We start from the raw sequence: 18,450 nt of genomic DNA, 5'->3' as shown, positions 1-18,450 counted from the left end.
GAACAGTAGCAAAAGAGAAGCGGCAGGAGAATCCGTTTCAGAAAGCTCCCTCCCTTACGGAAGCCCCTTCCAAAGCCGCGGCGGCAGCTCTCTTATTGTCGTACGCTTCCGTGTTGGAAGGGTCCAAATCGATCGAATTCTGAAATGAACGCACGGCTTTCTTGTATTCACCGTTTTTGTAATACGCGACTCCCAAATAATTGTAGGCCGTCGACGCCGTCTTCGGTCTGACTTCGGATCTGACGATCGCTGTCAATTCTTCGATCGCCTTTTCCCGATCCAACACCGAATTGGAATCCAAAAGGATCTTGGTCAAAACCAGTCGTCCTTCGTAATCCTCCGGATTCATATGCGCCGAACGGTACGCCTCGTCCTTTGCTCGATTCCGTAAATCCGGATCCTTGGATTTATTGTACAAAAGGGCGAGTTTTTTATGGGCCTGCTGGAGTTCCGCCGGGTTCCTGGATTGGTTCAGTACTTGTAAGAGCACCTTTTCGGCGTTCGAGCTCTGATTGGAACCTATATAAGCCTCCGCGAGTTTCAACGCGACCTTATAATTATCTTCCTTTTGCTTAACGATAACCGAATATTCTTCTATCGCTTCCCGATAGAACTTATTCTCCAAATAATAGTCCCCTAACGCCTCCTTGGGTTTGATGTCCGAAGGGTCCAGGTAGGCAGCGCGACGGAAATTCTCTATCGTTTGCACTCCGTTGCCGGTATGTTTGTAGACTAGACCTAAATTATAATATGCTTTTGCATTTTTAGGATTGATCTCGATCAGACGGTTCAGGTAAGTGACTGCCTCTCCGTATCTTTCCATCTGATCCAGAACCACACCTAGATTCAATAACGCTGTCTCTGTAAAGCTGTCTCCCGGAGTGGAATCCACGATCCGACGATAGGTTTCTTCCGCGGCGAGCAAATCCCCGCGATTGTAATAGGTTTCCGCCAATTGGAAAAGAAGATCCAGATTATTCGGATTGTATTTCAGTCCCTTCTGCAAAGTGCTGATGGACTGCTCTCCCTGATTCAATTGTTCGAAGGATTCCGCGATAGAACGGAAAATCTCCGGGTCGCTGGCGCCTGCCTGTTTGGCGAGTTCCAGATATTTCAGAGCTTCTTCCTGCTTTCCGTTTTTCTTAAGCACCACGGAAAGATTGTACAGAGCTTTCGCGTCGTTCGGAGAAAGGTTGGCCGCTTCCCGGAAATAGTGTTCGGCCGCAGCTAATTCGCCGCGATTGTATGCGATGTTTCCCAAATAGGAATTCGACAACGCCGCGAGTTTTCCACCCCGGGACTTTAGTACCACAAGCTTGAACTGTTCTTCCGCCTGCGGGAGTTCTCCTTTTTTAAAATAACTCACCGCCAAATTGTACGTTAGGTACGGATCGTCAGGCGCGGACGAAAGACCTCGTTTGTACGAGTCAATGGCCGCGTCCGGATCGTTGATTTCATTGAACAAATTTCCTGCAAGCAACGCGATCCTTGGATCGTCGGGAGCCAACTCCTTGGCCTTCATCGCCGTGGAACGCGCATCCGCAAATTGACCGTTGTGCTTGTAAGCCAAAGTCAGGTTGTAATAAGCGTGTACGTTTTTCGGATCGTATAGAATCGCTTTCTGAAGCCTTTCGATCGCGAGCGGAAAACGCCCGGCTTCATCATGAATCACTCCGAGCACCGTCAAAGCTAAGGATTTTTCCGGTTCCGTGGAAGGTCCGTTCAGAAATTCCGTACAATAATCGAATGCCTGACGAGTAAACCTTTCCTTGTATAAATTGATGCACTTCGTAAGCTGCGGATTTGCGGAACCTTCCGGGAGGTAAGGTCTCTCCAGTAGACGACTAATGTCACCCTTTGGAGCAAGTAGATCTTTACTCCCTGGAAATCCCCCTCCGGCAATTTCTCCCGAACGATGGGAAAAATAATACCACCCGGCCGCCAGAAACGCCAAAAGAATCAGTAGCACCATGGCCGCCCAAAAAAAGGCCAGTTTATTATAAGAACGACGCGGTTGAAAGGACTCAGGCTCCTCTCCGTAATACGCCGAGGTTTTAGGTTCTTCCGTCTCCAGGAAGATCCGGTTTTTGCGGATCGGGTTTTCCATGTCGGTTGGTCTCGTACTGGAGGATGGAGTTTAGGATCCCGTTGATAAACGGCACGGAATTTTCACTCTCGAACTCTTTGGTCAATTCGACCGCTTCGTCGATTACAACGATCGGTGGGATCTCCATGGAGTTGAGAAGCCCGTAGATGGATAAGCGCAGTATGCACTTATTCACCGGGGAAATTCTTTCGAAATCCCAGTTCCTCGAGTACTTCTTGATTAAAGTATCGATGGCTTCGGAATTTTTCACAACCCCATTTATGATCGAAACCGCGAAATCCCTCTCTTCGGTTTCGATTTTTTTATCGTACCATTTGAATTTCAAGACCTCGGAAATGGGAGGCTTGACTAGCTCCAACTGATAAAGCGCCATTACGGCGATTTCTCTGGCCTTCCTTCTGGAAACGGACATGGATCAGAGGAGAGCCAACAGATTCACCATCTCGACGGCTGTCAACGCGGCTTCATAACCCTTGTTTCCCGCCTTCGTACCTGCCCTCTCTACGGCTTGCTCGATCGTGTCTGTGGTCAACACTCCGAAAACGACAGGTAAGGAATACTGTACTCCGATGGAACCGACTTTAGCGGATTCTCCCGCAACAAAGTCGAAATGGGCCGTCGCGCCGCGGATCACTGCACCCAAGCAAATGATGGAATCGTACTTTTTGGATGCTGCGGCCTTGGAAACTACCACGGGAAATTCGTACGCACCCGGAATACGGACAACGGTAATATCCTTGTCTTCCACACCGGCGGCGTTCAGAGCGTCCAAGGCCCCTTTTAAAAGACTTTCAACGATGAATTCGTTAAAACGGGACGCGATGATGCAATGTTTTTGGCCAGAGCCGTTCAGTTTTGCTTTAAGTTCCTTGGGCATCGGTTTCCTAGTTGATTCTATTATCGAAAAAACACAAGTTACCCTATGTGGCAACCGGAAAAGAACCTCGATCCGCCAAATTATTCCTTCTCGCGGGAACCTTCTTTGCGACGAGTTGCGCCTCCTTGCAATCTCTTTGGAAACCGGAAGACCTGTTCGTAAAGAGCCTCCAACTCCCTGCTTGGGTTTTGGATTCTTCGATCAAATTGAGGGTGTTTAACGATACTCCGAATACCGCAAATCCGGAAGACGCCCTTCCCGAAGACGACATCGCATTCTATTCCGGAAACGCTAGAGTGCTAATGGCGGCTTCTCCCGCAGCCATGAAAGACATATACAAAATGGCGGGGTGCTTGGACGGCACGGAGTTGGTGACCATCCGAGGAAATAAGATCACCGAAAACCAAGAAGATATCTGGTATGGCATCTGCCGGAGCGGGGCCTCCGATATGGTAGTGTTCAAAGTATTCGATATGGGAAACGAAAGCCTATATAGACTGTATGAGGAAGAACTCCTTCCGAGTTGGGAAGAAGCGCGAAAAATCATGCAAACCAATCCCGAAAAAGCGATGCGCTTAGCAAACCGCTTGATCGAACACGAACCGGCCCATCCCGGAGCTAGGAGGCTGCTAGGAAGCCTTTACTTAAAATCCGGTTATTGCCTCGGAGCCGTACGGAATTACCGGATTTATCTTCGGATCATTCCTCACACACCGGAAAAGGCCAAGATCGACTCCTTGCTGAGCAAATCCTGCAAAGACGGCTTAGTTCCGAAAAAGAAAGAGCCAAAAGAGTTCTCGGAAGAACCCCCTCAATTAGGAGAATAGTCTCCGGTCCGGAATCGGGATCCTTCCGGATTATTCCTTGATTCTAAGAACGAGTGTGATCTTTCCGTCTGGCCTTTCCACGACTTCGAAGCCCTCTTCCTTCAAGGACTTTTTGATCTTATAAAAACCTAGGTTCACCACTTTCGGCATGCCCTTTTTAGAAGGACGGGAGTTGAATTCGTCGGGAAGAGCTTCCATTCACTCTAGTTTCGGTCCGAAAGGTTCGCGTCTTGACCTTGACAGCAGAAATTCCTTCGGAGAAATGAGACTGAAATGAAAAGGATATTCCTCGTTGTTCTTGTTCTCCCGCTTTTGGGAGCCGGAATCGTGGGAGTTCTTTTTCCGGAATGGTTCGACTCTCCGGCTCTGATTTGGTTACTTTCTAAATCCTCCTTCGTCGTCTTTTTATTGGTCCTACTCTTGGCGACCGCCGCCATTTTGAGAGTTTTCCTCAGAGCCAAGAACGCGATCCATGCTCAGACCGCCGCCGTGGAATCCCATCTCAGGAACATCTTGGACGAACTTGTCCAGGATTCCCAAGCCCTGGAAGGTTTTTTGAGAACCGATCTTCCCCAGATGGAGGAAAGATTGAAGGTTTCCAAAGAGACCCTCCCTAAGGAAGTGTATTCCTCTTATCATTCTATCTGGACGCGGATCCGCACAGACGCCGAATCCGCGTTCCGCGATCTGGAACATCTCCCTCCCGAACCTCAACTCCGAGAGGCGCACAGGAAAAGATCCGAAATCATTTTAGAATATAAAGATTTACTAAACCGACACACCCGAGCCAAAACGATTCTGGAGAGAGTGAGAGCGGATCTTTCCCTTTTAAAGGAAAGACTGAAGGAGAGAAATTGCTGAATATCAGAGCGATCGGAATGATCGCGGTCCTTACCGTTCGTTGCAATGCCGGACAACCCCTAACGCACGAAACCGTAGAAGGGAAAATCCAAGAACCCACGTTTCCGATCCTTTCCCTATTAAAACCCGGAGAAAATACTGCCGATTTATCTGCGCCCAGAAAAGGAAATAGGACCAGAGGTATTCTGGTTCACCATACGAGGGGACTTTCCCCCGAGGAATATATCCGCAGAAGCGCCGCAGGAGGCTGGCTCGTCCATTATCTGGTGGACAAATCCGGAAAAATCTACGGGACCGACGAACCGGATAAAATCCGGCTGAAGGCGGCGCCCAAAACCGACGAGGACGTCATTCACATCAGTTGGGAAGGCAACCGCGAGGAAATCCTGAAACGACCCGTCCAAAAGAAAGCTTTTCTGAAGCTGGTGCGAAGGATCGCTTCGGATTACAAAATTCCTTTTACGAATTATGACATAGATTCCAAGAACGGAATCTTTACGCACTCCCAAGCCAAAAAAAGATACGGAAGATTCCTGGACGGAGGGGAATGCGGAAGCGAGAACGTTCTGAAGACGATCCTGGAGGAATCCGGGGGAAAATATTTTTCCGAAACGGAATGGAAGGAACGCTTCGGTCCTGACTGGGTGTTAAGAAGGGAAAAACCGTTTAGCGGCCCCACCGGAGAACCACGGGAACCCACCTACGATAAAGGGAGAGGGGTCACCCCTACTCCGAAAGCGGAGTTGGAAACGATCGAAAAGACCTTGGAAGGACTCCTGCCGGAGGAGCGGAGACTCAAATACAATCATCGCGGGACGATCTCGGCGGACTGCGTGGTCCTGCATTTCACCGCGATTCCCGATTATAATGCTACGTTAAACGTATTAGAAAAAAGAAATCTTTCCGCGACTTTTCTCGCGGACAAGGACGGAAAGATCTACCAACTGCTGGACCACCATCTTCATGCCGCCGCCGCTGCCACGGGAACGAATCGCAATTGTTTTCAGGTGGAGATCGTAGGCAAGGATACGGAAATGCTTTTAGGTAATCCCAAGCAGACGGAAGCCGTGGCAAAACTGGTAAAGGAACTTTCCCGAAAATACGAATTCCCGCTCAACAATAAGTCCATCGAACGTCTGAACGGAGTCTATTCCCATACTCAAGCCAAGAAGAAATGGGGAGGATCCATCTTTCTGGACGCCCAGGATTTCGACCCCGGCGAACCGTACATGAAAAGAATACTGGAATCCGTAGGCGGAACGTTTTACGAGGAAAAGGACTGGCAAGATCGAAAAAGCGAGGATTGGATCCTGCTTCATACGGATTTCCAACCCTAGGAATTGACCGGTTTTACGACTCTGCCCGGATTTTGTTTGTCCGACTTTCCCCCACCTCTCAACTGACTCGGGGTTTTTCCGGTGATCTTACGGAACGCGTCGTTAAACGATGATTTCGAATTGAATCCCACAAAATAGCAGATCGACAAAATGTCCTGATTGGAATTTTCGGATAGAAGCCCCACAGCCTCGTCTATCCGGAATCTATTTATATAATTATAAAATCCCACTCCTTTGTGTTCGTTTAGGAATTCGGTCAACTGATAAGGCTTGATTTCCAGATCCTCGGCCAATAGTTGAAGAGTCAGATCCGGATCCCGGTAAAGTTTCCCTTCCTTCATCAGCTCCTCTATTCTTAATTCCAGCAGGGCTAGATCCATACCGACTAACAGCGATTTTTCGTATTTTTTCTTTCTCACTTCCTTGGTTAAAGGGGCGAAAAAATTCGGATATCTGGCAGGCGCGAGAAATAGAAGAACCACCGTAACCGTGACGAGCATTCCCCCGAACCGGAAGAGATCGTCCCACCCTCCCATAAATCCGAGAATCATGGAATACATAGCCACTGCAGTCACGGTGGCTAAACTGAAGACGAATCTGATTTGAGGGCGGATCTCCGGAACGGACAACACCCCCAATAACATTCTGTATCTCGCTCCGAAATATCCGGTCGTGAACACAGTGGTAAAAAGAAAGGACAAGGCTAGATAATGTTTGTACCTTGCCGCACGGAAATCTCTCAGATCCGCAACGATTTCAGGGACGGGCCGGAAAAAGAAAAGGGCTTCCAATACGAGAAAAACGGCCGGAACTACGAAATGCAGTCGAATGTCTCGATCCAGCGGCTGGTTCGGATAGAGAAGAGAGCGCGTGTACAAAAGGGTCAAGGGCCCGATCGTGGAAAAGCTGGTCAACAGAAGACAAATCGCGTGGGGAAAGGTCTGGTCCAATGCCCGCGTTACATTCCCCGATGTAAATAAGATGGTTCCCAAGGCGGCGAACAAAACCGCGGCCAAACGGTCTTCTCTCCCTTTTTGGGACGGGAGAAGTTTCTGTACGGACAATAGGTAAGAGAGTCCGGAACCGAAGTAAATGACCCAGAGACTCCCCTCTTCCCAGCGAAACATGCACGGTAGTTTAGAAAAAACAAACGATCTGTCAAGTTTTCCTGGAGCCGAAAACGAATAGAACGGAATTCCGATCCGTCCGAACGGGAAAAAAAGAAAACCGATCCGTTCGACACCAAACTGATCGAAATGATATCGTACTTATAAATCACTTATTCATAAAATAGCCTTTTTGAAACAACAGTTCGAATAATAAAATTCGAACGTTCGGATTCTACCCTCCGGTCGCGCCTACCTTTGAATTCCGATATTCTCCTTCGGCAAGAACCGATGAGAATTGAGCGCATCGAACTGGAGTTTAAAATGGAAACGAAAGGCGTAAAGAAAGCCAATCGGGTTTTCAAAACTGCCGTGATTGCATTGACCGCCCTAGCAGCGGGCTGTCCGGCCGGAATATTTACGGAATTCCCGAACCAAGAACAAGTCTGTACCTTCGATCCCGTGCGGGAGGGAATCCGAGCGGTTTCCGCAGCCAGTTTTCCCCAACCCCAATTGCAGTCTCTATTCATCAACGGAACCCTGGCTTGGCAGAATCTACCGAATAGTGTCATCCCCGTTCCTCCGCCGGTCTTAGCGCCGGGGCAAGTGGTTACTTTAAAAGGGACAGGATTCGGAGCCGGCCCCGATATCGATTTTTCCAAAATCATGATCGGAAATACAAGGATCCTCGAAACGGATCTGAAAATGTACGAGCAACGTCTAGACGTGGCCAAACAAGTGAACTTTGAAGTGGATAATGTTCACGATCAATGGAATAAATACGTGATCTCCTGGACCGACACTGAGATCCAATTCACCGTTCCCGAGCATACGACCGGCGGACCATTGATCGTTCAAGTGCAGAAAAGAACCGGATATAACGAATCCTTATTGCGCCCCGGACAATCACATAACGTGATAGATGCCCAAACCGGTCGAATCACGGACGAGGATTTCAAGCAGAATTGCGACGTGGTTTCCACGTTAAGCGAAGCAAAGGCTACGGATCCTCTTGCCGTTACCGTGAACAATCCCGGATTCGGCGACCTTTTCGCCCTGGGCGAGGAAGTCTTTTGGTCCTACGACTTCAACATCGGGATCGCGCATATCATTCGAAACCTGGACTGGACCAAGATATTCGGATACCAAGCGACGGATCCGATCACCGGCTTGATCGCCGACCCGGTTCTCTTGTTCGGTGCGAATCGAGCCGTTACAGGAGAGGTACCTTCTGCAGCCACGGATAACGTGTATTTTGATCCGTATCCCCAACCCACTCCGATTCCTGGATTTTTAGGATCCGACCCTTTGCTGAAAGGAAATACGAGAAGCAGCGGCTGGGCAGGCTATAGATATGCGGAAGCTTCCAATCCTTATACCGGCAAAGGAGAATGGATCGGTTTCAATTGCGCGTCCTGCCACGGATATCGGGTCAGCTTCGAAGCTTCTCCCGGAAATGTGGTTACGAAAGTGATTCCGGGACTCCCGAATCCGAAATGGTCCATGAAATGGTCCTTATTGGGCGACTTCAAAGGAGTGAAAGCGAGTGAGCCCGGCCCGAGCTTCGATGCAAGTGCCAAGGACGTGGATAAGACGGTTCTGATCTACTCCCTTCCCCAGGGAGCAGGCGAACATACCCTGATCCGCATCAAAGGTGAAGGAAGCGAGACGGACAACGATTACCAATTCTCCCCGATCGCCATCCCGAACGTGACGAATTATATGGGAGTCAGAAGATCCCTTTCCCACACGGAGTCCTATGTCGGTTTCGAAGGCTCGTACATCCATTCGGAAGAACCGGATGGGGCCACCGGCTCCATGAAGACGAAAGCTCTCCAGGCCCTCACCGCCTACATGACGAAATTGGACCAGAATGACAGATCTTTACGCCAGGCAGGAATGTATCGTTGGCTGAAGTACAAAGGAAAACTCTTGGGACAAGCAGGAGCGAATCCGGGAGAAGGAAGTTTCGTGCAAACCGGCTGGGAATCTTATCCCGGCGTTTCCTCCGCGGTCAATCGAGGAAAAACGGTTTTCCAAAGGGATTGTGCGAGTTGCCACGGAGATAAGGTGGGGCTCAATTCGAACGAAAAAATGTTCCGTCTGGATCAGGTCGGAAGATTCTTCGCTCCCACCGTATACCAAAGGAAACAGCAATCCATCCGGGCGACCTTCCTCCGCGACATGTATTGGGTGCAACATAGAGGTCTGTTAAGCGACGGACATGTGCGGAATTTGGAGGATCTGGTTCATCCGGACAGATGCACCGAAGGGTCTTCCCTTTACAATTCCTATTATACGGTTCACACTGCCTCAATCCCACCGTTAGGCGGCCCCGATTTTCCAATTCCGTACCCTTCGCATAACAGAAAAGGAGACGTATTCCGAATCCCTAAATCTCCTTCCGATACGGACCAAGGCGTAAAAAGAAACCGATTCATCGAAAGACATAAGTACTTCGTTTCGATTCCCGGTGACAACGACTGGTATTATTGGGACTATCAGAAAATGAGACGGGAATACGGTCCGGAGGAACTAGGCACGACGGCCCCGATCGGATTACCGGCGAGTCCTCACCCCTGGTGTACGAACAGTTCCGCGGATGTGGACGATCTAGTGGAATATATCCTCACTCTCTAAGGTCGATGACCGTCCGGTAGGACGTCCCGCGGGGTGCGGGCATCCGGGAGGAGTGTTTCGCTCGAACGTTATTCTCCGTTCGGTCTCCTCCGGAAGGCAACTTCTGCCGGACTTTTCTTTTCTACTCCAACATACTGCGGAGCATCCAAGCGGTCTTTTCGTGAATTTCTAACCTTTGGGTCAACAAGTCCGTCGTAACCTCGTCCCCTCCGGACTCGGCGGCAGGAAGGATTCCTCTGGCAGTACGGATTACGGCTTCATGTCCCTCGACTAAGTTCTTGAGCATATCTTCCGCCTTCGGGACTCCGTCTTCTTCTTTTAGAGAGGTCAGCTTGGCAAAGGCCTTGTACGTTCCCGGAGCGGGATATCCTAAGGAACGGATCCTTTCTGCAACCAGATCTAGCGCATTCCAAAGTTCCGTGTACTGGGTCATGAACATGAGATGGAGAGTGTTAAACAGGGGCCCTGTCACGTTCCAGTGATAGTTATGTGTTTTTAGATAGAGAAAGTACGTATCCGCAAGCAGGCTCTGGAGGCCTTGGTTGATCGCATCTCTGTCTTTGTCCGGGATTCCGATATTCGGCTTCATAAAATCACCTTTTAGATTTATTCTTATTTTAGACTAATTCTAAATAAATCTACAAACAAGCAAATGAAAAAAATCTCGCCTTTTGCTGGAGAAGTTGCCATCCAATTTCGAAAATTTCTTCGATTTTTCTTATTTTCAAAGCAGGGGAAAACGGAAAAAAACCGGCACTCTGAAATCCTCAGGGTATGTCCGTGAAGAAGGCGCCGACCCCAATCTTTTAAGGATAGTACAGCACCCTACTGGCTGAATAGTCTGCCACCCATAGCTGTCCGCAAGGAGAAACCGTAAGCGCATTCGGCCCGAGCAATTGTTGCGCGGAAACCGTCAAATTCGGATTATTCGTAACGTAATCCGGTTCGCCTAACACATGATCGGCGGATTGTCCGTTGAAAAATAAAGGAGAGTAATGTACGGCTCTTCTGTTGCCATAATCGGCCACCCAAAGTCCCCCGGCAGCATCCATAGACAAACCGGTAGGAGTCCACAGACCCGTTTGGGAAGCGGCTGGACTGCTGGTTCCGAAGTTGAATTGTCCTAAAACCAAATCCGCACTTTTTCCATTGGAAAACGGAGAAGAATAATGCAACACTCGGTGATACCCTGCATCCGAGACCCAAATTCCGCCGTTAGAATCCGCCGTAACCGAGTTCGGATTCGCAAGAGTAGCCGCTGCCGCCGTAGTAGTGCTTCCGACCGTAAACGAACTTTGGCCCAAAACGATATCCGCCGGCTTTCCGGAAGTAAGAGGCGCCGAGAAATGAAGCAACCGATTGTTTCCGGTATCCACTACCCAAATTCCGCCGGAAGAATCTACTGTCACTCCCCTAGGACTATTCAATAAAGTCGTAGAGAGTCCGGAAGTTCCCGTGGTTCCGATCACGATGTCCGCATTCCCGTTGGAAACGACTCCGCTCGGAAAATGTAAAACCCTATGATTCAGATAATCCGCGACCCAAAATCCTCCTGCGAAATCCATCGCAATCGCCTGAGGATTATTGAATTGGTTGAGTGCCGTTCCGAAGGCTCCGCCGATGGAAAGATCCGCCGTACCGTTTGTGGTCGCACCGGCGGGGAAATGGAGCATCCGATTGTTTTGGGTATCCGAAACCCAAAGTCCCCCGGCCGAATCATGAGTCATACCTTGCGGATTGTGGAGTTGGTTCAAACCGGAACCGAAACCGCTGCTGGTGAAATTCGTTTGCCCCAAAACAACTGTGGAAGTTTCCCCGAGAGCAAGATTGGCGGCAGTACAGGAAGCTCCACCGGTCGAGCCGCCGGATCCCGAAAGATTGCCCAGAACGATGGAAAGTAAAAAGCCGCTTCCGTGGCTCATATCGACGTTGATCGGTTTCGCTTGGTTACAACTCTGAAGAAGAAGAGAGAAAAGAAGGACTCTCCCTACGAGTGGAATCCGAAACCTGAAGTGCATTTTGGTATGTTCGCCGAACATAATCCCATTCCCTGTTTCCCCGCCTAAAGAATAACAGATGGCGGAGAAAAAGTTGAAACGAAATTTCAAGACCCCTGGAAAAAAAAGTTCCTACTGTCTCGGGTTCCAGGGGCCATAGGCCTCGGGGCCTATTTTTTGTATTCCCGAACGGCGGCAAATACCTCTTCCAGTTCGGAATCCTTCATGTAAGGAAAGAGAGGAAGATTCAGAACGGAGGAACAAATTCTTCCGGTCCTGTGCTCTTCTCCGTACCGTCCTTGGATGTACGGCTTGGCCCCTTCCTGGTCGCTCATCGCTCCCGGATAGATATTTCCGAAACCGATCCCTTTTTGCTTCAGAATTTCCTGGATTTTCGGGCGTTCGGACGGATCGAACAGCGTAACGTTACAATAACCGTTCTCGAAAAAATCCTTGGGCGGATGGATCACGTTCACTCCCAGACTCGGAAGTGCTTCGTAATATTTTTGGCAGGCCTTTCTTCTGGAAGAAATGCGCTCATCCAAAAACGGGAGGTTCAAATTCAGAAAGGCCGCTTGTAATGTATCCAAACGGGAATTCCAACCTACGTCCCCATATCCGTAGTGAGAAGTTCTACCGTGATTAGAGAGCATCCTCACCTTGGACGCAAGAGCCTCTTCGTTCGTAAAAACCGCACCGCCGTCTCCGGCGCCGCCGAGCACTTTTGCGGGATAAAAGGAAGTAGTACTGAGGAAAGCGTTCTTATAAATGGACTCGCCTTTGTATTTTACTCCGAAACATTGCGCTCCGTCTTCCAGCAAAGGAATGCCTTTGGATTTACATAGATTCCGGAAATCCTCGAGTCGAGAACTGCCCCAACCGTAAAGGTGGACGATGATCGCCGCCTTGGGTTTGACCTTTTCCAGAGCTTTTTTAAAATCCTCGAAGTCCATTTGAAGATCTTCCGGATTCGTATCCACAGTTGCCGGAGTTGCTCCTACGTTCACTACCGCTTCGAAGGTCGCCCAAAACGTGGAATCGGGAAGCAATACGGTATCCCCTTTTCCGACTCCCAAAGCCCTCAATGCGAGTTGCAGCGCGTCGGTACCGTTGGCACAGGCGACGGAATACTGGGTTTCCGCTTTTGCCGCAAGATTCACTTCCAGGTTCGTCACTTCTTCGCCTCCGATAAACGAAGCGTTTTTGCTCAGAACCTTGACTTTTTCCTCCCATGATTCCAAAAGGCCGGACTCGAAACGTTTGATGTCTATAAAGGGTACGCCCATGTGATCTCCTCCGAACAGGTTCGGAGACATGTCGGAAAAAGCAATTCTTTTGAGACGGTCCTATTTTCGCCGAGCTTTCTTGGCCTGGACTCGCTTTTTGAGCCCTTTTTTTGCCGCCGGAGAACCCTTGGGCTCACGGTTCAGGGCTGCGGATTTTTCGTCGAATAGCAATCGGACCACATCTTGGAATCGGCTCACGGGAAAGAATTCCATTCCTTTTTTTACGTAGTCCGGAATCTCATCCAGTTGCGGTTTGTTATCGTTCGGGAAAATGATCTTATGGATTCCCACCCTTTTGGCAGCGACCACTTTCTCCCTCAATCCGCCTATCGCCAAGACTTCCCCCGTTAAGGTAAGTTCTCCAGTCATTCCGTATCCGAGCTTGATCCTTTTTCCCAAAGCGAGAGAAAGGATAGCCGTAGCCATCGTGATTCCCGCGCTAGGGCCGTCCTTAGGAGTTGCCCCGTCGGGAACGTGCAAATGAATCGTCTTGTCCGCAAAAAGCTCCTCGGAACCTAAGAAATTCTTAATATAGCTCAACGCGATATTGGAGGATTCCTCCATGGATTTTCCGATCATTCCGGTCAAAAGGATTCCACCTTTGCCTTTGATAAAGACCGCCTCTATCAATAAAGTGGCTCCTCCTACCGAGGTCCAAGCCAATCCGAGAGCCGTTCCCGGAACCGTAGGCTTAGTCATGCGATCATCCGTGTATTTCGGGACTCCTAAAAACCCTTCGAGATCGGACGCGCGGATTGCCTTAGGATATTTTTCCCCTTTTACGATCTGCAAAGCGATCTTTCTGGCAAGCTTGTCGGTCTGTTTTTCCAAGCCCCGGACGCCTGATTCCCGGGAATAGTGATCGATCATCGTTACGATCGCGTTTTTGTCCATCTGGAGTCCGTACTGGTCCAATCCGTTCTTTTCCAATATCTTCTTCCAAAGGTGTTTGGAAAAGATCTGCACCTTTTCGTCTGTAATGTATCCTGAGAGATGAATGACCTCCATCCGATCCAAAAGGATACGACTAATGCCGTCTAACGTATTCGCGGTGGCGATAAAGAAGATGGAAGAAAGATCGAAAGGAAGATCCAGGTAATGGTCGCGGAAGGATTTGTTCTGCTCCGGATCCAAGACTTCCAAAAGTGCGGCCGCAGGATCCCCCTGCATTCCGATGCCGAGTTTATCGATCTCGTCCAATAATAGGACCGAGTCCTTTTCCTTAGTGATCCTGAGAGCGGTGATGATTTTTCCCGGCATGGAACCGATATAAGTCCTACGATGCCCTTTGATTTCGGCCTCGTCCCTCATTCCCCCCACGGAAAAACGGAAGAATTTTCGACCCATGGATTCGGCGATCGATTTTGCGATGGAAGTCTTTCCCACACCGGGAGGTCCGACTAAAAGAAGAATGGAGCCTTTTTCCGCGGGTTTGAGTTTTTTTACCGCGAGAAATTCCAGGATCCTTTCCTTTACGTCGTCCAGTTTGTAGTGATCCCTATCCAAAGTTTTTTTAGCCTTATCCAAATCCATATCCCGAGATGGAGCGGGTTCCCAAGGCAGACTTTCCAGAATGTCGAGATAATTCCGTATCACATTGTAATCGGCGGTATTCTGATCCGTGTACAGGAATTTATCCATTTCCCGCTCCACTTCCTCGATGACTTCCGGGTCCGCAGGAATGGATTTGAGTCTCTCCAGAAATTTTTCGTATTTCTTCTCGTACTTGTCCTCTTTTAAACCCAATTCGGACTGGATAGCCTTGAGTTGTTCCCGGAGAAAGAACTGCCTTTGCTGCTTGTCTATCTTTTCCTGGATGTTTTCCTGGATCTCTCTCTGAAGGCTTACGAGTTCTATTTCCTTTTTCAGGAAAAGGAGAACTTTTTCTATCCTATCCTTCAGATTGATGGACTCGATGACCGACTGGTATTCCGCCTTTTCTATATTCAAAATACTGCATACGAAGTCGGCCATCTTTCCCGGCTCGTTTACGTTGAGCATGGTCAGCTTCATTTCTTCTGTAAACAGGGGGTTGTTCTGGGCCAGTTCCCTGGTCATGACCAAGAGCGTTCTCATCATGGCCTTAATGGTATTCTTCGGCGCGCCGGATTCCTCTTCCGGATAGGTGACTCCGGCTACCAACAGAGGATCCACTGCTACGAAGGATTCCACCTTGAATCTTCGGACGGTATTGATCAGAATGTTGACCGCTCCGTCCGGGAGATTGACCTTTTTCAGGATTTTCGCGACTACTCCGAAAGAGTATATATTCTCCTCCGTATTCTTTTCGTGCTCCTCGTCAATGAGCAGGACCAAACCGATGAACGAATTTCCGTTCAGAGAATTCTCCACGGCCTTCGCGAATTTTCCTCCCGGAACGATGAGAGGAGTGATGATCCCCGGAAAGACAGGACGGGATTTGATCGGGATCAGGAAAAGTTCCGGAGGCAGAATCGCATCCACGGGAACTATGTGACTTTCAATTTCGTTCAAATCGCCGTTGTATTCCACGTTTTCTCCTTTTACAGCGCGTATGGAAAGGCAGGGCCTTACGGACCTGCAGAGTCCAAAATTCTGATATACCTCTGGATTCTCAAACCATTCTTTGTGTCTAAAGTATCGTAGATGAAAGCCATTCAACTCAACCGATTCGGCGGCCCTGACGTTTTGAACTATGTGGAATTACCCGACCCTGTCCCGGAGGAAGGGGAAGTAACGGTGAAAATCCTGGCATCCGGCGTCAATCCCTCCGATTGGAAAATCAGGGAAGGGAAATTCCAAGCCAGAATGCCGAATGTACTCCCGATCATTCCCGGTTGGGAATGTTCCGGAATCGTGGTCCAGAGAGGATTTGCCGCGAGAAGATTCGAGGTTGGCGACGAAGTATTTTCTTATTGCCGCAGGCCTTGGATCGAAAAAGGGACCTATGCGGAAAGGATCTGCCTACCGGAATCGTATCTCAGTTTGAAACCGAAATCCCTGACCCACGAAGAGGCGGCCGGAATCCCATTGGCCGGCCTGACCGCATACCAGTGTTTGTTCCAAGCCGCTTCCTGCTCCAAAGGCGATCTTGTACTCATTCTGGGCGCGAGTGGAGGAGTCGGCTCTTTTGCCGTACAACTCGCTAGGATCGCGGGCGCAAAGGTAGTAGCGGTGGCAAGCGCGCGTAACGAGAAGTACGTGCTGAGCCTCGGCGCCGATGACTTTATAGATTATTCGGAAGGAGAATTGCGAAATACATTCCTTTCTAAGTACCCTGGGGGAGCCGATCTGATTCTGGATTTCGTGGGCGGGGAGACTTTTTCCCAAGGATTCGCATGCGCAAAATCCGACGGAAATATCGTATCTATCCTTGTGAAGGAAATGCCGCCGGAAACCCGGGTCCGAGGTTCCTATGTATTCGTAGAACCGAATGCGAAACAACTCGATGAACTTGCCGGATGGGCGGACGAAGGTCGCTTGAAAGTCCACGTAAGCGAAATCTTCGGGTTGGCGGAAGCCGCCGATGCCCAACAAAGAATTTCACAACTTCATACCCGAGGAAAAGTGATCCTAAAAATGTGATTTCGAAAGGGAATATTTTATATAACGAACGATATTTAATCCTGGGTAAACCCTGTGGAACGATTGACTTTTGTCACAGATTGTCGGATCATGAAACGTCTCTTTTTCAAAAGAGAATTTCGCAAAGATAGAAAAAAGAGTAACAAGAGTTTCCGAAATGAACGTTAAAAGAAAGATCGCCTTGTTTTTGGTATCCTGTATTTGGCTTTCCGGCTGCCACCAAGAGAAACACGATAAGAATAAGGAATTAACCGAAATCGCCTTAGGAGTCATACTTTACAATCCGTACCAAAAAATCGTCCCGACTGCGGGATCGATTACGATTTCGAGTATCGCTAGTTCCGGTTATAATAGCAGAGCCTTCAATCCGCAATGTACCGGCGTGACCGGAAATACCACCTTCGAATTTTTCAGGAAACAAATCGTTCCGAATAATACCAATTTGGTCATCAACTTCATGGGAGGAGGGGCCTGTTGGGATAATGCCAATTGCTTCGGAAATACGACGACCACTTACTTCAACCAATTGAACGCGGTTCCGGATCTTTTCGTAAAATTCGCCTTTCGCGGGATCATGAATGAGACGGCAGCTTCCAATCCGTTCAAGAATTACGACGTGATCTTCATTCCGTATTGTACGGGAGACCTACACGTCGGTCACAAAAGCAACTCTTATGTCAACCCTCTGACGGGAGGGACTGTGGTCATCAATCACTACGGTTACGACAATGTCCTCTCCGTTCTTCAATATATCCAACAAAACTACACCAACGTCCAGACCGTTTTCGTGATTGGGCAGAGTGCGGGAGGATACGGAGCGATCCTAAACTATCCGGTTGTTAGAGAAACGATCAAAGGAATCAATAGTAGCGCCCAGGTGCGTATGCTCTCCGATGCCTCGAATGGGATCGTTCCTCCGACTGGAACACCCCAGGCGTTCTTTCCGAATTTGAATTCCAAATGGGGAGTGGAAACTGCACACAACCTGCCGACCTGGGTGACCGGTATCGCGTCGGATTATACTTCCAATGCCGCGAATAACGCCTCTATCGACGACTTCTTTAAGAAAGTAGCGACCTATTATAGCGGAGACCGCTTCGGACAATATGCCGCCATATTCGACGGAAACCAAAGATTCTTTTATAACGTGATGGGCCAGATCAATAAGGTCAATGCGAGCACGTTAACCTATACGGATGCTTCGACCTCCGATCCTTACGATGTGGGCAGAACCTATTCTTCTCTTTTCGGAGACAGCGACGCTACTTCTATGACGGACGGCACGTCCACCAGCTCCAACGATTTTTCCAGCTGCGATTGGTCCAAGCAAGCGATCACGAAGATGAAAGGAGTCGCGACCGCGAATTCCTCGAATTATAGATATTTTTTGGCTCCGGGAGATGTGCATACGATCACCACTTCCGATTCCATGTTCACTCTGGGAAGCGGGGGGAGCGATTTTACCACTTGGCTGACGAATCTGGCCATGGGAAGCATTCCCGGCAATGTGGAATGCAGCGACAACAGCGGTTCCTGCGTGAGTTCCAATTTGAATTCGAATACGGTGGATACGAATTTAAAGCAGGCGACTTCGGACCAATCATACGCTTCTTCTCGGAGTCTTTATACTGCCTGCGGGGGATTTTCCGGTTTGGGGTTGTAAGGAGAGGGTTGAGCCCCACCCGGCTCTGGGTGGGGGCCGGTGCGGTGGTACCCCCGAAGCGCGACTTCCAACCACCTATCAGAATTTTATCGTTTCGACAAGAACGTTTCTTAGCAAATTCCTGTTGGAACTCCTACAAGAAAGCTTGGAAAAAAATTGCCAACGCACGCTTTTAATGCCTGAAA

Annotated in this window: 15 protein-coding genes; 6 read left to right on the top strand and 9 right to left on the bottom strand. The window is 49.2% G+C overall.

Translation table 11 applies throughout. The features are described from left to right. Positions 1-37: 37 nt before the first annotated feature. Genes EHO60_RS08795 through ribH form a run of 3 tightly spaced genes read right to left on the bottom strand, consistent with a single transcriptional unit; the run spans position 38 to position 2,984 of the window. The gene (locus EHO60_RS08795; RefSeq protein ID WP_135767737.1) at positions 38-2,107 is read right to left on the bottom strand and encodes a tetratricopeptide repeat protein; all 2,070 of its coding nucleotides are present in this window, start codon (positions 2,105-2,107) and stop codon (positions 38-40) included. Beyond that, a complete protein-coding gene (gene nusB, locus EHO60_RS08790) occupies positions 2,055-2,519 on the bottom strand; it encodes a transcription antitermination factor NusB (protein ID WP_135767736.1) in 465 nt (154 codons plus the stop codon). Before nusB ends, EHO60_RS08795 begins: the two co-directional genes overlap by 53 nt. 3 nt (positions 2,520-2,522) lie before the next feature. Next, positions 2,523-2,984, bottom strand: a complete 462-nt coding sequence (ribH, locus tag EHO60_RS08785; RefSeq protein ID WP_135767735.1) for a 6,7-dimethyl-8-ribityllumazine synthase — start codon at positions 2,982-2,984, stop codon at positions 2,523-2,525. 47 nt (positions 2,985-3,031) lie between these two features. Here ribH and EHO60_RS08780 point away from each other — a divergent pair, with 47 nt between their 5' ends. Then, positions 3,032-3,811, top strand: a complete 780-nt coding sequence (locus EHO60_RS08780; protein WP_135768015.1) for a tetratricopeptide repeat protein — start codon at positions 3,032-3,034, stop codon at positions 3,809-3,811. Between the two features lie 30 nt (positions 3,812-3,841). Here EHO60_RS08780 and EHO60_RS17125 read toward each other — a convergent pair whose 3' ends face one another. Further along, positions 3,842-4,009, bottom strand: a complete 168-nt coding sequence (locus EHO60_RS17125; RefSeq protein ID WP_167880174.1) for a hypothetical protein — start codon at positions 4,007-4,009, stop codon at positions 3,842-3,844. Positions 4,010-4,084: 75 nt separating this feature from the next. Here EHO60_RS17125 and EHO60_RS08775 point away from each other — a divergent pair, with 75 nt between their 5' ends. Both EHO60_RS08775 and EHO60_RS08770 read left to right on the top strand, forming a co-directional pair. Further along, complete coding sequence (locus tag EHO60_RS08775; protein WP_135767734.1) at positions 4,085-4,672, top strand: hypothetical protein; 588 nt, start codon at positions 4,085-4,087, stop codon at positions 4,670-4,672. A 17-nt stretch (positions 4,673-4,689) separates the two neighbouring features. After that, complete coding sequence (locus EHO60_RS08770; RefSeq protein ID WP_135768014.1) at positions 4,690-6,009, top strand: peptidoglycan recognition protein family protein; 1,320 nt, start codon at positions 4,690-4,692, stop codon at positions 6,007-6,009. Here the strand turns inward: EHO60_RS08770 and EHO60_RS08765 are convergent. Beyond that, positions 6,006-7,136 carry a helix-turn-helix domain-containing protein gene (locus EHO60_RS08765; RefSeq protein WP_135767733.1) on the bottom strand — a complete coding sequence of 377 codons (1,131 nt, stop codon included), beginning with the start codon at positions 7,134-7,136 and terminating at the stop codon, positions 6,006-6,008. The genes EHO60_RS08770 and EHO60_RS08765 overlap by 4 nt on opposite strands. 303 nt (positions 7,137-7,439) lie before the next feature. On the opposite strand from EHO60_RS08765, the gene EHO60_RS08760 reads away from it, so the two are divergent. Further along, a complete protein-coding gene (locus EHO60_RS08760) occupies positions 7,440-9,755 on the top strand; it encodes a hypothetical protein (RefSeq protein WP_135767732.1) in 2,316 nt (771 codons plus the stop codon). 121 nt (positions 9,756-9,876) lie between these two features. On the opposite strand, the gene EHO60_RS08755 is transcribed toward EHO60_RS08760, so the two are convergent. The 4 genes from EHO60_RS08755 to lon all read right to left on the bottom strand — a co-directional run bounded on the left by EHO60_RS08755 (position 9,877) and on the right by lon (position 15,549). Beyond that, positions 9,877-10,344, bottom strand: coding sequence for a Dps family protein (locus EHO60_RS08755; RefSeq protein WP_135767731.1), 468 nt, complete (start codon positions 10,342-10,344; stop codon positions 9,877-9,879). Positions 10,345-10,561: 217 nt separating this feature from the next. Beyond that, a complete protein-coding gene (locus tag EHO60_RS08750) occupies positions 10,562-11,794 on the bottom strand; it encodes an NHL repeat-containing protein (protein ID WP_246028198.1) in 1,233 nt (410 codons plus the stop codon). Between the two features lie 128 nt (positions 11,795-11,922). Further along, positions 11,923-13,038: a DegT/DnrJ/EryC1/StrS family aminotransferase gene (locus tag EHO60_RS08745; protein WP_135767730.1), complete on the bottom strand. Its 1,116-nt coding sequence runs from the start codon at positions 13,036-13,038 to the stop codon at positions 11,923-11,925. 60 nt (positions 13,039-13,098) lie between these two features. After that, positions 13,099-15,549: an endopeptidase La gene (lon, locus tag EHO60_RS08740; RefSeq protein WP_135767729.1), complete on the bottom strand. Its 2,451-nt coding sequence runs from the start codon at positions 15,547-15,549 to the stop codon at positions 13,099-13,101. 114 nt (positions 15,550-15,663) lie between these two features. Here lon and EHO60_RS08735 point away from each other — a divergent pair, with 114 nt between their 5' ends. Both EHO60_RS08735 and EHO60_RS08730 read left to right on the top strand, forming a co-directional pair. Continuing rightward, on the top strand, positions 15,664-16,602 hold the full coding sequence (locus EHO60_RS08735; RefSeq protein ID WP_135767728.1) for an NADP-dependent oxidoreductase: 939 nt from the start codon (positions 15,664-15,666) through the stop codon (positions 16,600-16,602). 157 nt (positions 16,603-16,759) lie between these two features. Further along, the gene (locus EHO60_RS08730; protein ID WP_135767727.1) at positions 16,760-18,265 is read left to right on the top strand and encodes a pectin acetylesterase-family hydrolase; all 1,506 of its coding nucleotides are present in this window, start codon (positions 16,760-16,762) and stop codon (positions 18,263-18,265) included. Positions 18,266-18,450: the final 185 nt, after the last annotated feature.

The sequence above is a fragment of the Leptospira fletcheri genome (assembly GCF_004769195.1).
Classification (GTDB): domain Bacteria; phylum Spirochaetota; class Leptospiria; order Leptospirales; family Leptospiraceae; genus Leptospira_B; species Leptospira_B fletcheri.
Note: the sequence above shows the minus strand (reverse complement) of the source record. Positions and strands in the feature narration are given on the sequence as shown.